Origin of the sequence: Methylomicrobium lacus (genome assembly GCF_041897535.1) — a bacterium.
GTDB classification, from domain to species: Bacteria; Pseudomonadota; Gammaproteobacteria; order Methylococcales; family Methylomonadaceae; genus Methylomicrobium; species Methylomicrobium lacus_A.
Window position 1 is genome coordinate 2546289 of sequence record NZ_CP169217.1, and the last position, 18497, is coordinate 2564785.

The 18497-nt window shown below is 56.9% G+C and carries 17 protein-coding genes, 1 tRNA gene and 1 pseudogene; 6 read left to right on the forward strand and 13 right to left on the reverse strand.

Going from position 1 to position 18497, the window contains the following annotated elements:
* Position 1 precedes the first annotated feature (1 nt).
* A complete protein-coding gene (locus tag ACEPPP_RS11190; RefSeq protein WP_374086706.1) occupies positions 2-1261 on the reverse strand; it encodes an efflux RND transporter periplasmic adaptor subunit in 1260 nt (419 codons plus the stop codon).
* 107 nt (positions 1262-1368) lie between these two features.
* Here ACEPPP_RS11190 and ACEPPP_RS11195 point away from each other — a divergent pair, with 107 nt between their 5' ends.
* The gene (locus ACEPPP_RS11195) at positions 1369-1992 is read left to right on the forward strand and encodes a TetR/AcrR family transcriptional regulator (protein ID WP_374086710.1); all 624 of its coding nucleotides are present in this window, start codon (positions 1369-1371) and stop codon (positions 1990-1992) included.
* Between the two features lie 60 nt (positions 1993-2052).
* Here ACEPPP_RS11195 and ACEPPP_RS11200 read toward each other — a convergent pair whose 3' ends face one another.
* Both ACEPPP_RS11200 and ACEPPP_RS11205 read right to left on the reverse strand, forming a co-directional pair.
* Positions 2053-2916: a M28 family peptidase gene (locus tag ACEPPP_RS11200; RefSeq protein WP_374086712.1), complete on the reverse strand. Its 864-nt coding sequence runs from the start codon at positions 2914-2916 to the stop codon at positions 2053-2055.
* Between the two features lie 73 nt (positions 2917-2989).
* Positions 2990-3628: a CDGSH iron-sulfur domain-containing protein gene (locus ACEPPP_RS11205; protein WP_374086713.1), complete on the reverse strand. Its 639-nt coding sequence runs from the start codon at positions 3626-3628 to the stop codon at positions 2990-2992.
* Between the two features lie 327 nt (positions 3629-3955).
* On the opposite strand from ACEPPP_RS11205, the gene ACEPPP_RS11210 reads away from it, so the two are divergent.
* Positions 3956-4159 (forward strand): DUF2934 domain-containing protein, encoded by a 204-nt coding sequence (locus ACEPPP_RS11210; RefSeq protein ID WP_374086715.1) that lies wholly within the window; start codon positions 3956-3958, stop codon positions 4157-4159.
* Positions 4160-4339: 180 nt separating this feature from the next.
* Here ACEPPP_RS11210 and ACEPPP_RS11215 read toward each other — a convergent pair whose 3' ends face one another.
* On the reverse strand, positions 4340-5290 hold the full coding sequence (locus ACEPPP_RS11215; protein ID WP_374086717.1) for a helix-turn-helix transcriptional regulator: 951 nt from the start codon (positions 5288-5290) through the stop codon (positions 4340-4342).
* 175 nt (positions 5291-5465) lie between these two features.
* On the opposite strand from ACEPPP_RS11215, the gene ACEPPP_RS11220 reads away from it, so the two are divergent.
* On the forward strand, positions 5466-6785 hold the full coding sequence (locus ACEPPP_RS11220; protein ID WP_374086719.1) for an amidohydrolase family protein: 1320 nt from the start codon (positions 5466-5468) through the stop codon (positions 6783-6785).
* A gap of 182 nt (positions 6786-6967) precedes the next feature.
* On the opposite strand, the gene ACEPPP_RS11225 is transcribed toward ACEPPP_RS11220, so the two are convergent.
* Complete coding sequence (locus ACEPPP_RS11225; RefSeq protein ID WP_374086721.1) at positions 6968-7234, reverse strand: hypothetical protein; 267 nt, start codon at positions 7232-7234, stop codon at positions 6968-6970.
* A gap of 311 nt (positions 7235-7545) precedes the next feature.
* Here ACEPPP_RS11225 and ACEPPP_RS11230 point away from each other — a divergent pair, with 311 nt between their 5' ends.
* Positions 7546-7941: a hypothetical protein gene (locus ACEPPP_RS11230; RefSeq protein ID WP_374086723.1), complete on the forward strand. Its 396-nt coding sequence runs from the start codon at positions 7546-7548 to the stop codon at positions 7939-7941.
* Positions 7942-8260: 319 nt separating this feature from the next.
* On the opposite strand, the gene smbP is transcribed toward ACEPPP_RS11230, so the two are convergent.
* Both smbP and ACEPPP_RS11240 read right to left on the reverse strand, forming a co-directional pair.
* Positions 8261-8605, reverse strand: coding sequence for a small metal-binding protein SmbP (smbP, locus tag ACEPPP_RS11235; RefSeq protein WP_374086725.1), 345 nt, complete (start codon positions 8603-8605; stop codon positions 8261-8263).
* 379 nt (positions 8606-8984) lie between these two features.
* Positions 8985-9128, reverse strand: a complete 144-nt coding sequence (locus tag ACEPPP_RS11240) for a hypothetical protein (RefSeq protein ID WP_374090960.1) — start codon at positions 9126-9128, stop codon at positions 8985-8987.
* Here ACEPPP_RS11240 and ACEPPP_RS11245 point away from each other — a divergent pair.
* Positions 9075-9188: pseudogene (locus ACEPPP_RS11245) on the forward strand (DUF6444 domain-containing protein); the annotation flags it as partial. The gene ACEPPP_RS11240 and the pseudogene ACEPPP_RS11245 sit on opposite strands and share 54 nt — an antisense overlap.
* A gap of 43 nt (positions 9189-9231) precedes the next feature.
* Entirely contained in the window at positions 9232-10434 is a 1203-nt protein-coding gene (locus tag ACEPPP_RS11250; RefSeq protein WP_374086727.1) for an IS66 family transposase, read from the forward strand.
* Positions 10435-10534: 100 nt separating this feature from the next.
* Here the strand turns inward: ACEPPP_RS11250 and ACEPPP_RS11255 are convergent, their stop codons facing one another.
* From ACEPPP_RS11255 to ACEPPP_RS11280, 6 genes are all read right to left on the reverse strand, one after another.
* Positions 10535-11161 (reverse strand): response regulator, encoded by a 627-nt coding sequence (locus ACEPPP_RS11255; RefSeq protein WP_374086729.1) that lies wholly within the window; start codon positions 11159-11161, stop codon positions 10535-10537.
* Positions 11162-11176: 15 nt separating this feature from the next.
* Positions 11177-12409, reverse strand: a complete 1233-nt coding sequence (locus ACEPPP_RS11260) for an ATP-binding protein (RefSeq protein ID WP_374086731.1) — start codon at positions 12407-12409, stop codon at positions 11177-11179.
* A complete protein-coding gene (locus ACEPPP_RS11265) occupies positions 12384-14954 on the reverse strand; it encodes a chemotaxis protein CheB (RefSeq protein ID WP_374086733.1) in 2571 nt (856 codons plus the stop codon). The genes ACEPPP_RS11260 and ACEPPP_RS11265 overlap by 26 nt, the downstream gene beginning before the upstream one ends.
* Positions 14955-15215: 261 nt before the next feature.
* Positions 15216-15303: transfer RNA gene (locus ACEPPP_RS11270), tRNA-Ser, on the reverse strand.
* A gap of 70 nt (positions 15304-15373) precedes the next feature.
* Complete coding sequence (locus tag ACEPPP_RS11275) at positions 15374-17269, reverse strand: ATP-binding cassette domain-containing protein (RefSeq protein WP_374086735.1); 1896 nt, start codon at positions 17267-17269, stop codon at positions 15374-15376.
* Positions 17269-18492 carry a competence/damage-inducible protein A gene (locus tag ACEPPP_RS11280; protein ID WP_374086737.1) on the reverse strand — a complete coding sequence of 408 codons (1224 nt, stop codon included), beginning with the start codon at positions 18490-18492 and terminating at the stop codon, positions 17269-17271. The genes ACEPPP_RS11275 and ACEPPP_RS11280 overlap by 1 nt, the downstream gene beginning before the upstream one ends.
* Positions 18493-18497 lie beyond the last annotated feature (5 nt).

Sequence of the window (18497 nt, forward strand, 5' to 3'; positions counted from 1 at the left end):
CCTAGTGTCCTTTTGACGGCTCGGCGAGCGAGATTCGCTCGGGGTTGACCTTGATGTCGGGCCTGAGCTTTTGCAGGCCTTCGACCACGACCCAGTCCTCGGCTTTCAGGCCGTTGCTGATCACGCGCGACTGGCCGATATGCGCGCCGAGTTCGACCTTGCGGTATTCCACTTGATTGTTCTGGTTCGTTACCCAGACGAAACGTTGAGCCTGGTCGGTGCCGATCGCCCGGTCGGGCAGCAGCAAGGCGGGATAAGGTTCGCCGGCGCGCACCCTCAGGCGGGCGAAAAAACCGGGGCTCAGTAATTCGTCGGCATTCGCGAAAACGCCCCGCAGCGTGACCGTGCCGGTCGCGCTATCCTCGCGGGGGGCGATGTAGTCGAGAACGCCCTTGTGCGGAAAATTGTCCTCATCGGTCAGCGCCAGTTCGACCGGCGTGCCCGCGATGCCGGCCTCGCGCCCGCCGTTCTGCCGCATTTGCCGGCGGTACTTCAAGACCGCGCGTTCGTCCGCATCGACATAGACATAGACCGGGTCGGTGGACACGATCGTCGTCAACAGCGTGTCGTCGTTTTTGACCAGGTTGCCCTCGGTGATCAATTCCCGGCCGATGCGTCCGTCGATCGGCGCGCGCACCTGGGTGAATTCGAGATTCAGCCGGGCGGTTTCGACATTGGCGGACGCGGATTCGACCGCCGCCGCGGCCTCGCGCAGCCCTTTCTGGCGGGCGTCGAATTCTTCCTTCGAAATCGCCTTGACCTTGAACAGATTTTCGGCTCGCGCCATATCGTTGGCCGCCAGTTCCTTACGGGATCTGAACCGCTCCAGTTCCGCCGCCGCATAGGCCAGTTGGGCCTTGAAGGGCCGGGGATCGATCACGAACAGCAGGTCGCCCTTTTTGACTTTCTCGCCGTCCCTGAAGTTGACCTTGTCCAGATAGCCGCTGACCCGGGCGCGTATCTCGACCGACTCGACCGCTTCGATGCGGCCGGTATATTCGTCCCATTCGGTCACATCCTGGCTTAAGGGCTGCGCGATTTTGATGTTCGGCGGCGGTCCTTCGGGCGGCTTGCCGGTTGGCGCTTCGGCTTGTTGGCAGCCTAGGGTGCCGGCCAGGGCGATCGCCGCAAGACCTGTCAGCAGCGCGCGGCGCAGCGATAGATTCAGGAAAAAAACAGGGCCGCCGACTGTCTCGGAGGATAAGGCGATGGATGGACTGTTGCGATGCATAACGGCCGGGCTGCTGGTGTTCTGGATCATCCGTTTATTGTCCGTAAGGGGGATTTAAAATGGTAATATACATTACCATTTATTGTAGGTTATGATTATTCCTGGCCTAAGTCAAATTTTTTTGAGTACACGACACTATGATTAAATGCGGACGTCCCGCCAAGGGCAGCGAGCTTTTAAGCCGCGACCGGGTGCTGGATACGGCGCTGACGCTTTTTCTGGAACACGGCTACGGCAATCTCAGCATGGAAGCCATCGCGAAGGATGCGCGGGTCTCGTTGCGGACGATCTACAGCCAGTTCGGCGGCAAAGCCGGTTTGTTCGGCGCGCTGGTCCGGCGCTGCAGCGATCAGTTTTCCGAAATCCTGTCTTTCGACAGCCCCCCGGAAGCCGCGCTCGTCGCCTTCGCCAGGGAGTTTCTGTACCGGATCACCCGCCCCGACGTGGTGCGCATGCGTGCGATCCTGATCGGCGAGTCGCCGCGTTTCCCGGACCTTGCGACGCAATTTTACGAACAAGGCCCGCAGCGTACGCTCGAACGTCTGGCGCAATTTTTCGCCCGGCATCAGCAGGCGGGACATTTCGCCCCGATCGATCCGCACATCCTGGCCGACCAGTTCCTCAGCGGACTGCGCAACGAGCGTTTTCAGAAACTGCAACTCGGCCTGGAAACCACGCCGACCGAGGCCGAAATCGAAAGCTGGGCGCGGCAGGCGACGCGGCTGTTTCTTTACGGCTGTTCCGAAGTCAGGGAAGGATAGCCGGCGGAAATGACAAGAGCTCGGGGTTGTCTATCGTATCACCTCATTCCGACATACCCGTTACCGCTCGGCGGCTAACATCGAGAACAGCCCGTTAGCGACCCTGGCAAACGAAAGATAATCGAGTTTGTCGGGCGTATCTTCGGACGTGTGGTAATAAGGGTAACGATAAGGCGCCGTGTCGGTAATCATGAAGGCTGCAAAACCGTGCCGCCAGAACGCCAGATGATCGCTCCAGGAAATGCCCGGAACCACGGCCGGCGCGGCGATCGATTGCACCGGAAAGTCGCAACCCTTGGCAAAGTTTTCGACGCAATGCCGCATCACGCGGCGAGAGCCGAGATTCGAAGCGAAGGCGATGAAATTGCCGGTGTCCGGATAAAAATAGCTCAGTAAGGGCGGATAATGCTGGCTGCCGGGTTGACTCGAATAATAGCCAATCGTTTCGAGAGAAACCATGTAACGGATAGGGGCCCCGCGCCGTTTGGCCGCCTGCGCGTAAATCATGCTGCCCATCTTGCCCCAGTAGAAGAACGGCGGCTCTTCATTCACGAAGGCGACGAAACGCAGGCTGACCGCCGGCGGCGCGTCCCTGAACCGGCGCGAGAGCTCCAATAACGCGGCCACGCCGCTGCCGTTGTCGTTCGCGCCGGGGCTGCCCCAGACCGAATCATAATGCGCGCCGATCAGAATCACTTGATCGCTCCGCTGGGTTCCGGGACAGGTCACTTCCAGGTTGTTGCAATCAAGACCTTTGACCCGGTAGCCTTGCTGGCCGACGCGATAACCCTGCCGCCGCCATTGTTCGATGATATAGTCGGCCGCGGCCTTGAGCGCCTCGGGATGAAACACATTATGCTCGCCGATCACCCCGGCCAGTGCCTCGACGTGAGTCTGCAATTGTCGCGCGCTAATTTCGCTCATGCCGCTATGGCCCATGTCCGGATCATCCGTCGTCGATGCCTTGGCTTCGGGCTAGCCGGAATCAAGCCGCATTTCAGGCGGTAAAACCTATCTTACGATGCGTCCCGTCGCAATAGGGTTTGTTTTGCGACGAGCCGCAGCGGCAGAGCCAGGTTTTCTGCGTTCGGATCAGGGTCCTGCCGGTTCCGGAACACACTTCGAGATTGCCTTCGACTTGCAAGGGACCGTTGGGGTTCGGGGTAATGGTCAGTCTTCCGGCGCGATCGAGCAGCGTTTCCGACTCTATGGTGGGCGGCTCTCCGGTCGCAACGAAATTCACCGCGACATGACTGCTGTCGCAAAACGGTTTATTTTTAGAGGCGCCGCACCGGCACAGGGTGGCGCGATAACACGTGCCGTGTCCCTGAATCTCCATGTCGGCGTGAAACGCCAGCGGGCCGTTTTCCCGCAAGTGCACGCTATTGACCAGCGGCGCACTCTCGGGTTCGCCGCCGTCCAGGCGTTCGTAGGTCAGTGCCCCTGACGGGCACGTGCGCAACAGTGCGGCGATCTCTTCCGGGGAGGCCGCATCCGGGTTTATCCATTCGCCCGGGGCGTTCGCGATAAAAACCTTCGGGTTTCCCAGCACGCAATGGCGCGAATGGATGCATTTGGCCGCATCGAAACGGATGACAACCTTTTTGCCGCGGTATTCTTGAATGTCGTTAGTCATTATGTCGCCCTCGTCATGTTGTTCATGGATAAGGACAATCCGCGGCCTGCCGGGTTCATTCCCCGGCGCGCTTTTGAACTTAAAGCGCCGGTAAGAATACTAAAACTGGTTACGGACAGCATAAAAATAAAGCAGGAAGCCAGAAGACGTCATAGTAAGGACGATTCAAAGCAAGAAATGACGCGCATTTGATTCTTTTGCCGCGGCTTTACGATTCGGATGGCAAGGGTTTTTGGGGGCAGAAAGCATGCCGTTACCTCACGCGATTGATTTAGCCGTGCGGCATCGGTTTTGAGTTTTGGCGAACAGACTTTAGAGGAAAACACCATGAAACCGAGTGAAATCAATATCCATCAAAACACCGAAATTTTGGCTTCCGCTGAAGCGGGGATTATGCCCGATCCGTCGGACGATACGGCGAGGATTGCCGAACTTGCCTATTACAAGGCAGAAAGAAGGGGCTTCGAGCCGGGCCATGAGCTGGAGGATTGGCTTGAGGCGGAACAGGAATTGATCCCTAACAGAGGGTAAAGTGCGAGGGGCGCGCCGGCGCAGGAATCTAGCCTGTATCCTGGCCAAGAGCGCAATTCCAGTGCCTGCTCCAATTGATCTAATAAATGGCAGAGAGCCTCGATGCGGCTTTGCGAAATCGCGGGAAATTTAGGCCATAACCCCCGCTTTCGCTCCGCCTCATCGAGGCAGTTTGCCGTATCAATGCTTCGCGACGCTCTTCGGCGAAACCCCGAAATGTTTGATGAATGCCGCGCTGAAGTTGCTGGCGTGCCGGTAGCCGACAAAGTCGGCGGCGACACCGACATGGCAGCGCGAGGATTTCAACAACTGATAGGCTTTATCCATCCTGATGGCCAGCAATACGCCATAAGGCGTGTCGTTAAAAAAATGGCGGAACAATTGCTTCAGCTTGAATTGATTCGTCCCCACCCGTCTGGACAAGGCTTCGACCGAGGGCGGCGTGCGGAATTCAGCGAAAAGAATATCGCGCGCCCGGGTAGCGATGATTTTATCTTGAGGGCCGAAGCGGGCGGAGCCTTGACTTTCATCCTCGAACAGCGGGTCGAGTTCTGATGTCAGTATCGACAGCGCCTGCGCATGCCTGAATAGCGTCCCGAATTCGCCGCGTGTATTGGGCATCAGCAACTGCTGCGCGGCGATCAGGCCAGGCGGCGCGGTAGGCCGATGACTTGCGATGAGAATGCCGCCTTTACGGAACAGCCGCTCGGTTTTGTTCTCTCCGAAGTATCTTTCGAGCCAGGATTTACTGAGCGCAAGGCGCAGCTGCGTCACCGGCTTAGCGCTTTCGTATCGTCTCTCGCCAAGGCTCGAATTAAAGGCGGTTATCGTGGTGTAGCCTTCACGAAACACGACCTCCTCGCCCCGCTTGCCGCTAAAACGGGATTGCCCTTGCAAGCCCAGCGTCACCACCAGTCGCGGCTCCACGCTCTCTATTTGGCTCAAGATGACCAAGTACCTCACCGTGGTGTAGCGGGTTTCGATGCACGTCAAATCCCGGTCAAGCTGGAATATGTCGGAATGGCCGACGCCCACGTCGTCCGGCAAGGCTTGGCGCAGGCAATGGCTTTGCCGTTCGAAATGCGCCGGCAGATCGTCGGCTCTGATGCTCCATCCTCTCGTTTCTCTCATTATCGCTCCTGATTCCGGCGGGTTACGTTTCGCATACGAAATACTCCGTTTGCCATAGGAATGCGCGTGGATGGCGGCCCGGTTCATCGGTATTATCCCCAAGGGCCATCGGGCGGGTCAAATCCGCAAGTCGACCTGGCGATGGCGGGATAAAGGAAAACAATCTGGAGACAAAATGAAAAAAACAAAGCGTTTACCCGGCCTGATGAGGCTGGGGATGGCATTGATCCTGGCGCAGGGACTCGGCGGTAGCGCCCTCGCTCACGATGGCGAAGATCATGCATCGGCTGCTGACGTTAAGATACCCAAGCCTCCCCGCTGCGCGCTGTATACGGCGGCGCGCGTGTTTGACGGCTTTGAACTGCGCACCGATGCCGCCGTCCTGATCAAAAAAGACAGAATCATGCAGGTCGGGACGCTGGCGCAGTTGAAGAAGCAGTGCGGACGCAGGATTGATCTGGGCGATGCGACCATTTTGCCCGGCTTTATCGAGTCGCACGCCCATGTCACCTTCCAAAACGTGAATAAAATCAAGGTGCTTGAACATGGCATCACGACCGTTCAGGACACCGGCGGACGCTTGCTGGCGCCGACAGGAGGCGGCGGCATTTTGCGGTTGCTGAGCGCCGGCCCGATCCTGCAGGCGCCCGGCGGCTACCCGCTGAACGTGTTCGGCGGCGGCGCGGGAGGGCTGGATCAGGTGGGCTACCCGGTCGCGTCCGCGGCCGAAGCCGAGGCCGTCGTGCAGCAACTGGTCAATGGCGGGGCGACCGCGATCAAGATCGCGCTGGAGCCCGGCGGCGAACCCGGCGCGCCGTGGATGATGCCGCACGGCGATCAGCCGGTGCCGATCGCGCCCTGGAACCTGCTTTCCCTGGACATCGTCAATGCGATCGTGGTCAAGGCGCATGCGCTTGACCGGCGCGTGATCGCGCATGTCGGCGAGGATACCGGTTTTGAGCGCGCGCTTGCCGCCGGCGTCGATGAGTTCGCCCATATGCCCTGTGCCGCGATCGATCCCGCTTTGTTGGAGCAGGCGGCGAAGACCGAAGGCTTGAAATTCGTCTCGACCATCGATACGCTGTCGTCCTGCGTGAAAGACGGCATGGGGGTGCATTCGAATACCGCGCAGCTCGCTGCCAAGATCGCGGCATGCGAAACCGCCACGCCGGGGAAGTGCGCCGGTATTTTGTACGGTTCGGAAATAGGTCACGACAACGTGCCCTGGGGCATCAACGGCGAGGAAATGCATATGATGCTGCATTTGACCAGCGGCGCGTCGATCGACTTTACGGACGTGCTGAACGTATTCAAGGCGGCGACCTCCAAAGCCGGGGAAAATCTCGGCATGCCGCTGTTGGGCACGCTGTCGCCGAATGCGCCCGCCGATATGATCGCCGTGCGCGGGAATCCGTTCGAACGCTTCAAACTGCTTGAGTATCCCGATCTGGTCATCTCGGGCGGCCGCACCATCGTCAATCATTTCAAAAAATAGCCTGCGTGGACCGCGGCTAAATTCATTCCGGAGTTAGCTGCTGTCCTCAACGGCATTGCGTCCATTTTTTTCGGGTTCCCCTATGCCATGGGGGAACCCAGCTCGGACGCGCCAGCGTCCCGTCTCGCGACGCTGGCGCGTCTTGACGGCATCGCGATGAGGACATCAAGTTGTGCTTGCCTTCAACTTGACGACAAGCGACTGCCATCATACTTCCCGCTTTGGAACATCGTCAGCTCCCATCGCTGCGTTAATAGATCGTGGCGCAGGATGTAGATATCGTTATCGCCTGCACGCACTTTAAAATAACGGTATTCGGGAGCTAGCCAGCGGTCGATCACGTCTTCAATTTCAATCGCTTTATCGGCCAGAAAAATACGCCGCGGCGTTTCCTCGCCCTGGTAGTCGGCATCACATTCCACGCGAAGTGTTAACGGGGCTGTACTCATACGATTTTTAACCTGTGCCGAGGCTCTATATGCCTTTGGTAATGCGATCTATTGTTTTGCGATAGTCGAGAAACCGATAGTTCCCTCGATTTTGGACTAGAAATGTCGGGCATAAATTGCACAGGGTTATGATTTGCTCGTGCATCGAATCAAATCGCTATGTTTAGGTCAAATGGATAGTTTTAAAAAACCGAGGGGTTTCGTCCCTATCAATTTCTGTTATGTCCTCAAACATTATGCACCGGAGTTGACTCTTGGGAAGCGCAAGTTGCTTTTTGAGGGGGTAAATTAACTCGTCGTAGGAGGGTAAAATGATGAATGCAATCAAAGCATGGCTGGTTTCCGGTTTTCTGGTTTTATCGCTATCCGCTGGAAATGTCGGCAAAGCCGGAGTCGAAGAAGGCGTTATGGCCCAAAGGATCAACGCGACCATTGCCCATCTTGAAGAGGCCCGAAAAGCGCTGGCTGCGAATGAGCAGAATACGGCTCAAGAACACATGAAGTCGGCCTCGCAGTCTTCAAAAGATATTTTTGGCGGCTCATTTGAAGTCAAGGCGCAGCGCGGTTCAAGGGCTATCGCCAATGCCCGCCGTCTGGCCCGCGACGGCGATACTTCCGGCGCTGTAACTGTTTTGAAGGAGGCCGAGGAAATTTATAAATCTTTAATTCGGCCGGCAAGTTCCGGTGGGCGGGGTGGTCTCAATTAATGTATAAGGCCGCTTTTTCCGGGGCCGGTCCATAACCCTATGGGCGGGGCGGCAGGGGGCTTTCTAACCTTTCAATAAAGCGTAATTACAGCGGATCATCGATCAGCAAAACAAGTTTATTGATGAGGATGTCGTGGTTTACGGCAAAGAGAGTGGCGGCGAATCATTAAGATTAACGCACTCAAAAATAGATATTACTATCCGCCCAGTAATGAATTACAACCGCTAAACATAAAAAACCCCATAAGCAAAAAGCTTATAGGGTTTTTATTATCTCATTGCGCCTCTAGGCGCAAATTCAATATTTTACAAAATGATATTACTGATTGGCGGCTTTAATGTGTGCTGCGGCGGCTTCGGCGGCTTTGGTCGCCAACTTTCCATGCTCCTTGCCTTTCATTTTGCCGTGGTCTATAGCCGACTCCAGTGACTTTATCGCTGCTTCCAGATGCGTTTTAGATTCGCCATTTGCGAGTTCGACGGCGACTTTAGCATGGGTCAAGGCTTCTTTTGCGTGCGTGACCAAAACTGAATTGTGTTCGGCTTTTCCGTACTGAACCGCCATATTGGTATGTTCCAACGCCGCATCCGCATGCTCTTCGGCAAATACCGGAGCGCTTAAAAGACCCAATAAAGCGGCGCCGATCAATGTAATTTTTTTCATATTGTCCTCTTGCTATTTATTAATTACGGAAAACCCTGACCGTTTAAATAAACATTCGGACAAGATCGAGTAATGCATCATACCATGCCTGCGAAAGTTATATTATTTAATTACAGTCAGAATAATAATGGTTGACAGATTGGACGAGGCAGTGATTGGTAAGTTCAAAATTTGTGGAGTAACCGTCAAGCTTATGCGATAAGCTTCCCCGCTCGAAGGGGATGACTTATTTGGGCATAAATAACCGCTAAGCCGGAAAGATTGCGGGTTTGTTGATGCTGATCGCGGGACCGCTTGAAGCTAAGTACTGTTCTTTGAGGTGGGGTAACCGTTCACGCCCTTGCCAAAGCCCGGCCGCTTGTTAGAAAATTGCGATATGTCAAAACTCGTTATCGATCTCAGTCAACCGGCGCCAGTCCCGCAGAGCCTCGAAGAAGCGCAGCAGCTCATTGCCGCGCTGTGGCAGCTTTTGGTCGAACTGCAAAAACGGCAAGCGGAGCTGGAAGAGCAGCTCAATACGCATTCGGAGAACTCCTCAAAGCCGCCGTCGCAAGACAGCCCCAAGCAACGCGCAGAGCGGCCGTCGAAAAAACCGACCGGGCGTGCGAAAGGCGCGCAGCCGGGGCATGGCAAGCACGAACGCGCTTTGGGATGCCTCAGCGGTGGATCGGATCGAACATTATTATCCGCAGAGCCAGTGTGCTTGCGGCGGCGAGGTCGTCATGGACGGCTATCGCCGACATCAAGTTTTCGACTTGCCGGAAGTGCGTTACCAAGTGGTCGAGCACCGTTGTTATAGCGGGTGTTGCAGACAGTGCAAGGCGCGTCATCGCGCGGCCTTGCCGGACGACGTGCCGAGCGGGCAAATGGGCCCCGGCTTGATCGCCTGGATCAGTCTGCTGAACAGCCAATACCACTTGAGTCTGCGTCAAATCGAGAGCCTGTTGGCGGAGCAGTGGCAGCTGGATTTCAGCTTGGGCGCGATCAGCGAAGCCCAAGCGCCGGTGATCGACTGGCTGTTGCCCGTCTACCAACAGATTGGCGACCAGGTGCGTGACGCGGGCTTGGCTCACGCCGATGAAACCAGCCATTTTCGCGGGAAGAGCCGCTACTGGCTGTGGTCCTTGAGCACGCCGCAGGCGGCTTATTTTATGACCCATTATTCGCGCGGCAAACAGGCGGCCCGGGAACTGTTGGGCGATTTCGACGGCATTCTGGTCACCGACCGGCACGGCGCTTACAACGATTATGACGCCGACCGGCATCAGTACTGCTGGGCACACATCATCCGCAACCTGGAGAAAATCTCCGGACGTTCGGGACAAGCCGGGGAAGACGGCACTTACCTGTTGCGCCTGGCCCGCCTGGTGGTGCACTGCGGCAAGCGCTGGCAGCACAGCGGTTGCCAATCCTTGCTGTACCGAAGGCGTTTGCAGCGCTTACGCCAACATTTTCAAGCCACCCTGGAACGCACCGCAACGACCCATGGCGATACGCGCACCGGCCACGCCTGTCGCAAGCTTTTGCGCGACAGCCCACGGCTGTGGACGTTTTTGAAATATCAAGGCGTGCCGATGACGAACAACGCTGCGGAGCAAAGTCTGCGACCGTATGTCATTTGGCGGAAAATCAGCTTCTTCACGCAATCACATCGGGGCAATCAGTTTCGGCCGATGATGTTGTCCCTGATTGAGACGTGCAAGCGGCTCAAGGTCAATGTCTATCAGACCCTGCGGACGGTTTGCTGGCAAGGGGTGATGGAGGGGCATGTCTCCTTCCGGTTGCCATTCCCAGCTTTAGCTTGCTTGCCTTCGGCTTCGGGGGCGTGAACGGTTACGAGGTGGGTCAATGTTTTTCCAAAAGACCTCGGCGGGCCGTCTTCGGGTCTATGGAGAGGTGGAACTGCACGGAAAGTTCAGTCGGTTGGCATCAGAAAAACGTCAGGCCATGAAGGATGGCGTATTTGATTAAATCGGCAAGATTGTTGCAATTGAGCTTTTGCAAAATATTGCGCTGGTCGGTTTCGACGGTTAGCTCGGAAAGTTGCAACCGGTCTGCAATTTCGCTTGGGGTGAGGCCTTCGACCAAGAGTTTCATGACGTCGAGTTCACGTCGGTCCAAGTTAGATACATAATCCGTCGCTTTGGCATGAACGGAATCTCCAGCCAATACGGCGGCGATTTTTGGCGATAGATAGCGTTTATTAGCGGCTACCTCGTGAATGGCCAGCAATAAATGTTCACCCGCGGAGGCTTTGGTAACGTAGGCGGAAGCGCCCGCCGCCAATATCTCCAGCGTGTATTGGGGGTTGCAAAACATCGACAATGCGATCACCTTGATGGACGGATAATCGGCATGCAAGCGCCGCGTTGCCGCAATGCCGTCCATGTCCGGCATGCTGATATCGATGATCACCATGTCGGGCTGCAATTCGGCAGCTAGTTGCAGTAACGCGCGGCCGTCGGCGGCTTCTCCCACAATGGTTAGATCCGCTTCTTTTTCCAACAAGGCCCGCAAGGCTTCCCTCACCAACTGGTGATCATCGGCCAGGATCAATCGTAAGCTCATCGGTTAAGCTCCTTCTCGTAGCTCAGACTGGGGTAGGGCTATAGGCAAAACTAACGTCACGTTGGCGCCTTCGCCGGGAACGGTTGCGATCGCTAAGCTGCCGCCCAGTTGATCGAGCTGGTCTTTGATGCTGAATAAACCAAAGCCTTTGGCGTAGAGTCCGTTAGCCAATACCTGATTGTCGAAGCCTTTGCCTTTGTCGCGCACGGAAATCCTGATTTCGTTGCCGATTCGCCGGATTTCCACCTCCGCCATCGTGACGTCGGCGTGTTTGATGGTATTGATCAGTAATTCGCGCACCGCTCGATACAGAATGATATTCCAACCTTGCGGTAACGGTTTTTCCAGTCCATCGTCAATAATGTGCACATCAAAACCGTACTGTTCTTTGAATTCCGCCGCCAATGCTTGGAGTGCCGCATACAAGCCGAAATTATCGAGCATGGGGGGGCTCAATTGAAACACCATTGCGTTCATTGACTTGAGCGTGGACTCCAATAGATAGCTAATTTCCTGGATTTTTTGCGTCTGGATGTCGGTTATTTCGGTCTTTGAGAACTGCGATAGCTTGATTTTGGCCACCGCAACCAACTGGCATAAATTATCGTGAAGTTCTTGGGCCAGATTATGCCGTTCGCGCGCTTCGACCACTCTTAGCTCGTTTGCTAATTCGCGCATTTTTTTGTCCATTTGTTTGCGTTGGCTGATATCGGTCATTATCGAGTGGCAAATGCCCCGATCAGCCGATGCCACGCTGACCAACAAGATGTCCCGTGTCGAATTATTAGTCGGTCCTATTTTGAATTCGTCGGTGACTTTGCCTGCCTCTCGGAATGTCTCGCGCAAATGCCAGCGCAAGCGTTCTCTATTCGCGGAATCAAGATAGTCGATCAAGGGCCGGCCGACGATAACCGAGCGCACCCGACTCAACATCGCGGCCCCGGTCAGGTTGATTTCGAGAATTCGTCCGGATTGATTTAAAGTCAAATAGCCGACCGGGGCGAAATCGTAGAGTTCGGTGTAACGTTCCAGCGCGGTTTCAAGTTGATCACGCCCGAGTCTAAGCTCTTCATTTTGCATTTCCAGTTCTATTTTGTGGACTTGCAATTCGTGCAGCAAGCGCTCGGTAACGTCCGTTGTGTCCGGCATCCGCTGCTTCTGTTCCGCCAGGAGTTGCTCGGCGCGCCGCCGCAATTCGGCGGCTTCTGTTTCAGATGGGAGGGATGTTGTGTTCATTTGGGTTTCTCTGCAGCTCCACTTCCATCTTCTTGGTTTCGGTGAAGTCGATAAAGGTGATGACCACTCCATCGATCACATTGTCTTGAGTGCGATAAGGCATGATACGCACTTTATACCAGCGGCCATCCCGCGTGGTGATCTGTTTTTGGGTAAACACCAACGTTCTCAGCACTTCCTGGGCATCAAGATGCAGTTGCGGATAGTCCAGATCGGTGGCGATATCGGACAAAGGCCGCCCGATATCGCCTGCGATCAGCTTGAACAGATGGGTGGCATGGTTGGTAAAACGCCGGATATTGAGCGCGTTATCCAGAAACACCGTCGCGATTTCCATGCTATTGAGCAGATTGTTCATGTCGTTGTTGACTCTCGACAATTCGTCCACTTTGGATTGCAATTCGGTATTGACGGTTTGCAATTCCTCGTTCATCGACTGCATCTCTTCCTTGGACGTCATCAGCTCTTCGTTGGTCGACTGCAATTCTTCATTGGTGGATTGCAGTTCTTCGTTGGACGATTTAAGTTCTTCCTGCGAGGTTTGCATTTCTTCGCGCAGGGTCTGGAGTTCTTCGCGCGCTTGATGTAGTTCCGCCAGCAACGGCTCATTTTCAGCTTGCTGTTTGCGGCTCGATGATTTGCGCGCTTTTTGCACCTCGTTGAATACCACGGCCAGCATACCGCGCAATGCCTCCGGCTTGTCGATTGCTTGAATGGTCAGATTGACGGCTTGCTTGCCGCCGTCGGAGCCAATCGTGACGCCGGACACATGCACGGTTTCCGGTTGTCTCAGCACTTTCTTCAGCCCCATTGCCAGTCCGTGGCGCAAGCCCTCGCGGGCCATCGCATGGATGTTCCAGTTGGCTTTGCCGGCCGCGGGCTCCAGATATTTTCCGGTACGGCCGCTGATGTAGAGGATATCGCCATCGGCATTGATCAGCACCGCCGCCGGTGCGAAATTCTCCAGCAAAAATTGCTCCACCAACGTTTGCAGATTAGCCGGCGGGCCTATGGCCTTGGTTTCTTTCCTGGCGGCCGACAGCAAGGCAACATCTTTCTTGGGGAAATCGACTTCCACGACCGGCAACGACTTGTCGGTGCGCAGGTAGATCCGCGATTGGTTATCGAGAGGCGTGAACAGATCGGTAAAACCGCCGACGGTTTCGGCATTACCGAGCAAAAGGCACCCCCGGTGAACCAGCGCATAGTGGAACAAGGGCAGCAGTTTTTTCTGCAGTTCGGGGCCGAGATAGATGAGCAGATTACGGCAACTGAGAATATCCAGCTTGGTGAACGGCGGATCGGTGATGATATTCTGCGGCGCAAAAACCACCGTCTCGCGGATTTCCTTGTTGACCTGGTAGCCGTTTTCTTCGGCGACAAAAAAGCGGGTCAGGCGTTCAGGAGAAACATCGACCGCAATGTTGCCGGGGTAACTCCCTTTTCGGGCTTGATCGATCGCATTCTCATCGAGGTCGGTGGCAAAAATTTGCAGCGTGAAACGGCTCTGGAGTTTGAGTTGCTGCAGCGTTTCCTTGAACACGATCGCCAGGGTATAGGCCTCCTCCCCGGTGGAACAGGCAGGCACCCAGGCGCGGAGATCCTTACCTGCCGGATAAGCCGCCAATAGCGCCGGAATGGCAGCGGTTTTCATGTGCTCCCACACCGAAGGATCGCGGAAGAAACTGGTGACGCCGATCAATAATTCCTTGAACAGCAGGTCCAGTTCCTGTGGGTTTTCGCGTAAATAGCGCGCATAGACGCGCATGTCGTCGATTTGATGCAGCCCCATGCGCCGTTCGACGCGGCGTAGTATGGTGTTTTTCTTATAGAGCGCAAAATCATTACCGGTACGAACGCGCAGCAGCGTGACGACTTCTTCCAACGCACTTCGCGGTTTGGGTTCGAGAATCGGTTCTGCCTCGCCATGATCAACACAGGGCAGGTGTCGGAGATAAGAGACTATCTTGTCCGGCAGTTCCTCCGCCGGCGCGATGATGTCGGCCAAGCCTTTATCGATGGCGCTGCGCGGCATGCCGTCAAATTGGGCGGATGCGGGGGACTGCACCAGCACCAGGCCGGCCTTTTCCTTGATCGCGCGCAGTCCCAGTGTGCCGTCCGAACCCATGCCCGAAAGAATGACGCCGATGGCGCGTTCGCGCCGATCCTCGGCCAAGGCGCGAAAAAAGTAATCGATCGGCAGACGCAGGCCGCGCGGCGCGATCGGGTCGAGCAGGTGCAACGCGCCGCGCAGGATCGACAAATCTTTGTTCGGCGGAATCACATACACGCAATCGGGTTCCACTGGCATGTGTTCGGCGGCCTGCGCCACTTTCATCTGGGTGATACGCTGCAAGAGTTCAGGCATCAAGCCCTTGTAGTTGGGATCGAGGTGCTGGATCACAACGAACGCCATGCCGCTGTGGTCGGGCACGTGCGACAGAAACTGCTCTAGCGCTTCCAGTCCGCCCGCCGAAGCGCCGATACCGACGATAGGGTGCGGACTTTCGGCAGGCACATTTTTTTCGTGCGCCGAATCGTTCATGTCGCCTGGGCTCCCGGGTGTCGATTTTTAGGATAATCAGGGTATGGTTGGCGGGATTTGCCCATGCATTAGCTCATAAAAACAGTGCCGAAAATTCACATTCCAAGCAAATAGCGGCATGACGGCACAAGCTCCGGCTAAATTCGATATGCCGTCAGGCTTGACGGCATATCACTGTATCTGATTGCGCTTCGGTGGGCAATAAAAAACCCGCTAAGCCGGAAAGCTTGCGGGTTTTTTGAATTTCGTCGCATGCTCGGTTGGCGGAGAGAGAGGGATTCGAACCCTCGATACGTTGCCGTATACACACTTTCCAGGCGTGCGCCTTCGACCGCTCGGCCATCTCTCCACAATTTGAACCCATGAGCATGGGAACCGCAAATGATACCGGAATTTTCCTTTGTTGGCAATATCCTCGATCAGCTGCTCTCGCCGGCCAGTTCCTCGAGTTCGTCCCAGCGCCGGTAAGCCTCTTCCAGCGCGGCGACGGTCTGGTTCAGCTCGTCCAGCGTTTTGGCGATCGTCGGCTGATCGTTTTTGTAAAATTCGGGCGAATTCATCAGCGCGTTCAGCTCGGCCTGCCGGCTTTCCAGTTGCTCGATCCGCTCGGGCAACTGGTTCAGCTCTTGCTGCTCCTTGTAGCTGAGCTTTTTCTTTTTGGCCGGTTGGGCCGGCTCGGTCTTGGGTTTTTCCGGGGCTTTTTTGGCCGGCTGCGTCTTGGCTTCGGGTGCTGGGCGTTGGTCCAGCCAGTCGCTGTAGCCGCCGACGTATTCCTCGACCTTGCCGGTGCCGTCCAGCACGAAGACGCTGGTCACGACGTTGTCGAGAAAGGCGCGGTCGTGGCTGACCAGGAGCAGGGTGCCGTCATAGTTGACCAGCTTTTCTTCGAGCAATTCGAGCGTTTCGAGGTCGAGGTCGTTGGTCGGTTCGTCCATTACCAAGAGGTTGGCCGGCTTGGTGAACAAACGGGCGAGCAACAGGCGGTTTTTTTCGCCGCCGGACAGGCTCTTGACCGGCGAGCGTGCCCGGGCCGGCGCGAACAGGAAGTCGGCTAGATAAGACATCACGTGCTTCTTGCCGCCGGGCAGATCGACGAAATCGTTGCCGTGCGCGATCGTGTCGGCGACGGTCTCCTCGGGGTCGAGCTGGTCGCGCAGCTGGTCGAAATAAGCGATTTCGAGGCGGGTGCCCTGCTCGACCGTGCCGCTGTTCGGTTCGAGCTGTTGCAGCAGCAATTTGAGCAGGGTCGATTTGCCGGCGCCGTTCGCGCCGATCAGGCCGATCTTGTCGCCGCGCTGGATCAGCGTCGAGAAATGGCTGACGATCTGCCGGTCCGCATAGGCGAAGCTGATGTCCTTCACCTCGATCACTTTCTTGCCGGAGGCATCGCCGCGCTCCAGGGCCATGCTGGCCGTGCCCTGGCGGCTTCGGCGCTGGGCGCGCTCGCGGCGCAGTTGCTCCAAGGCGCGCACTCGGCCTTCGTTGCGGGTGCGCCGGGCCTTGATGCCCTGGCGTATCCAGACTTCTTCGTCGGCCAGCTTCTTGTCGAATTCGGCGTTCTGATTCGCCTCGTCTTCGAGCGCGGCGGCCTTGCGGCGCAGGTAATCGTCATAGTTGCCCTGCCAGGACACCAGATTGCCGCGGTCCAGATCGATGATGCGGGTCGCGAGCTTTTGCAGGAAGGCGCGGTCGTGCGTCACGAACAGCACCGCGCCCTGAAAATTCAGCAATTGGTCTTCGAGCCAGGCGATGCTTTCGAAATCCAGATGGTTGGTCGGCTCGTCGAGCAGCAGCACTTCCGGTTCGATCACCAGTGCCCTGGCCAGCGCGACGCGGCGCTTCCAGCCGCCGGACAGGTCGCTGATCTTCAGTTCGCCCGGCAGGTCCAGCTTGCTGAGCGTCGTATCGACGCGGTTGCCGAAATGCCAGCCGTTGTGCGCTTCGAGCTTGTGTTGCAGGTCGCCGAGTTCGCGCAGGGCCTGGTCGTCGTGCGCGGTCTGCGACAGATGGTGATAACGGGTCAGCCAGTCGCCGAGTTCGCCGAGGCCGCCCGCGACCGCATCATATATCGTCGCATCGCTTGGCAAGTCGGGCGCCTGTTCGAGCCAGGCCAGCCGGAGTCCGGGCTGGCGCCAGATGTCGCCGTGGTCGGGCTGGATGTTGCCGGCGATGATTTTCATCAGGGTCGATTTGCCCTCGCCGTTGCGGCCCAGGAGGCCGACCCGCTCGCCCGCATCGAGCTGGAAATTGGCGTTGTTTAGCAGGGAGTGCACGCCAAAGGCGATCGAGATGTTGGTTAAGCGTAATAACGGCATTAGATTTTTCGGTTTTGTAAGTGGCGGCGCAGCAGGTCGAGCCCGAGCAGTGCGGCCTGGTTCTGTTTGCGCCCGAGGGGGCCGCCCAGGTCATGGCGGTTTTGCTGCAAGGAATCCCGGGTCAGCAGCGTATTATAGAGGATGATCGTGCGGTCTTTGTCCTCAAATTGCGCAGGACTCCCTGCGTAAAGCTGGACCAGCGCAAAATCGGCGGAGCTTTGTGTCTGCAACGCCTTGGCCAGCCGCACGCCGCTTGCGGCCAGGTCGTTTTCTTCAACGTCGACCCCGAAGCGCAGGCCCAATGCGGATAAGGAGCGTTCAAATGCGGCGCTCTTGAGCCAAGTCGCGCCGGGGCATTTGGCGGCCAATAAACCTTGGCTCGCGGTCTCGATCACGCCGAGCGTTTTGCCGGCATCGCGCATCAGTTGGTCGACGACCGCGGCAAGATTGCCGGTGTTTGCGCTCAAGCCGTCGATGCCGAAGACGAAGTCGTCGAGCCTCGCGGCGACCAGCTCGGTCAGCGTTGTCATATGCTCTTCGGGATAATCGGAAGGAAACAGCAGCTTGGTCTGCACTTCGTCGATGCCGGCGCGAAAGCCGAGTTGCACCGCCTCCGGCAATTCGATGCCGTCGAGACGCTGCTGGATGTCCGACTCGCCGATGCCGAGCGTCTTGATCGTGATCAGCCTGGACGGGTTCAACACGAAGCGTTCGCTCAACAGCGGCTTGACCCGCTCGCTGAACATTCCGCGCATTTCCGACGGCACGCCGGGCATGAACGCAAACCAGCAGCGCCCGGCCCGCACCGCGAAACCGGGCGCGGTGCCCCAGTCGTTGTCGAGACGGATCGCGCCTTGCGGCAGCAGCGCCTGCTTGCGGTTGGTCGCGGGCATCGGCCGGTTGCGGTTGCCGAAATAGCATTCGATCTGCCGGTAGGCGATCTCGTCGAATGCGAGCGGCAGATCAAAGGCGGCGGCGACCGCTTCGGCGGTCAGATCGTCGCTGGTCGGTCCGAGGCCGCCGGTGCAGAGGCAGCAGTCGGCGCGCTGCGCGATTTCCTTCAGCAAAGCGATCAAATCGCCGAGCTTGTCGCCGACCGCGGTATGCCGGCTGACCGTAAAGCCGAGCTCGACGGCGCGTTCGGACAGCCAGGCGGAATTCGTATCGACGGTCTGGCCGGTGACGATTTCCTCGCCTTGCGAAAAGATTTCCATAATCGGCATGGTCT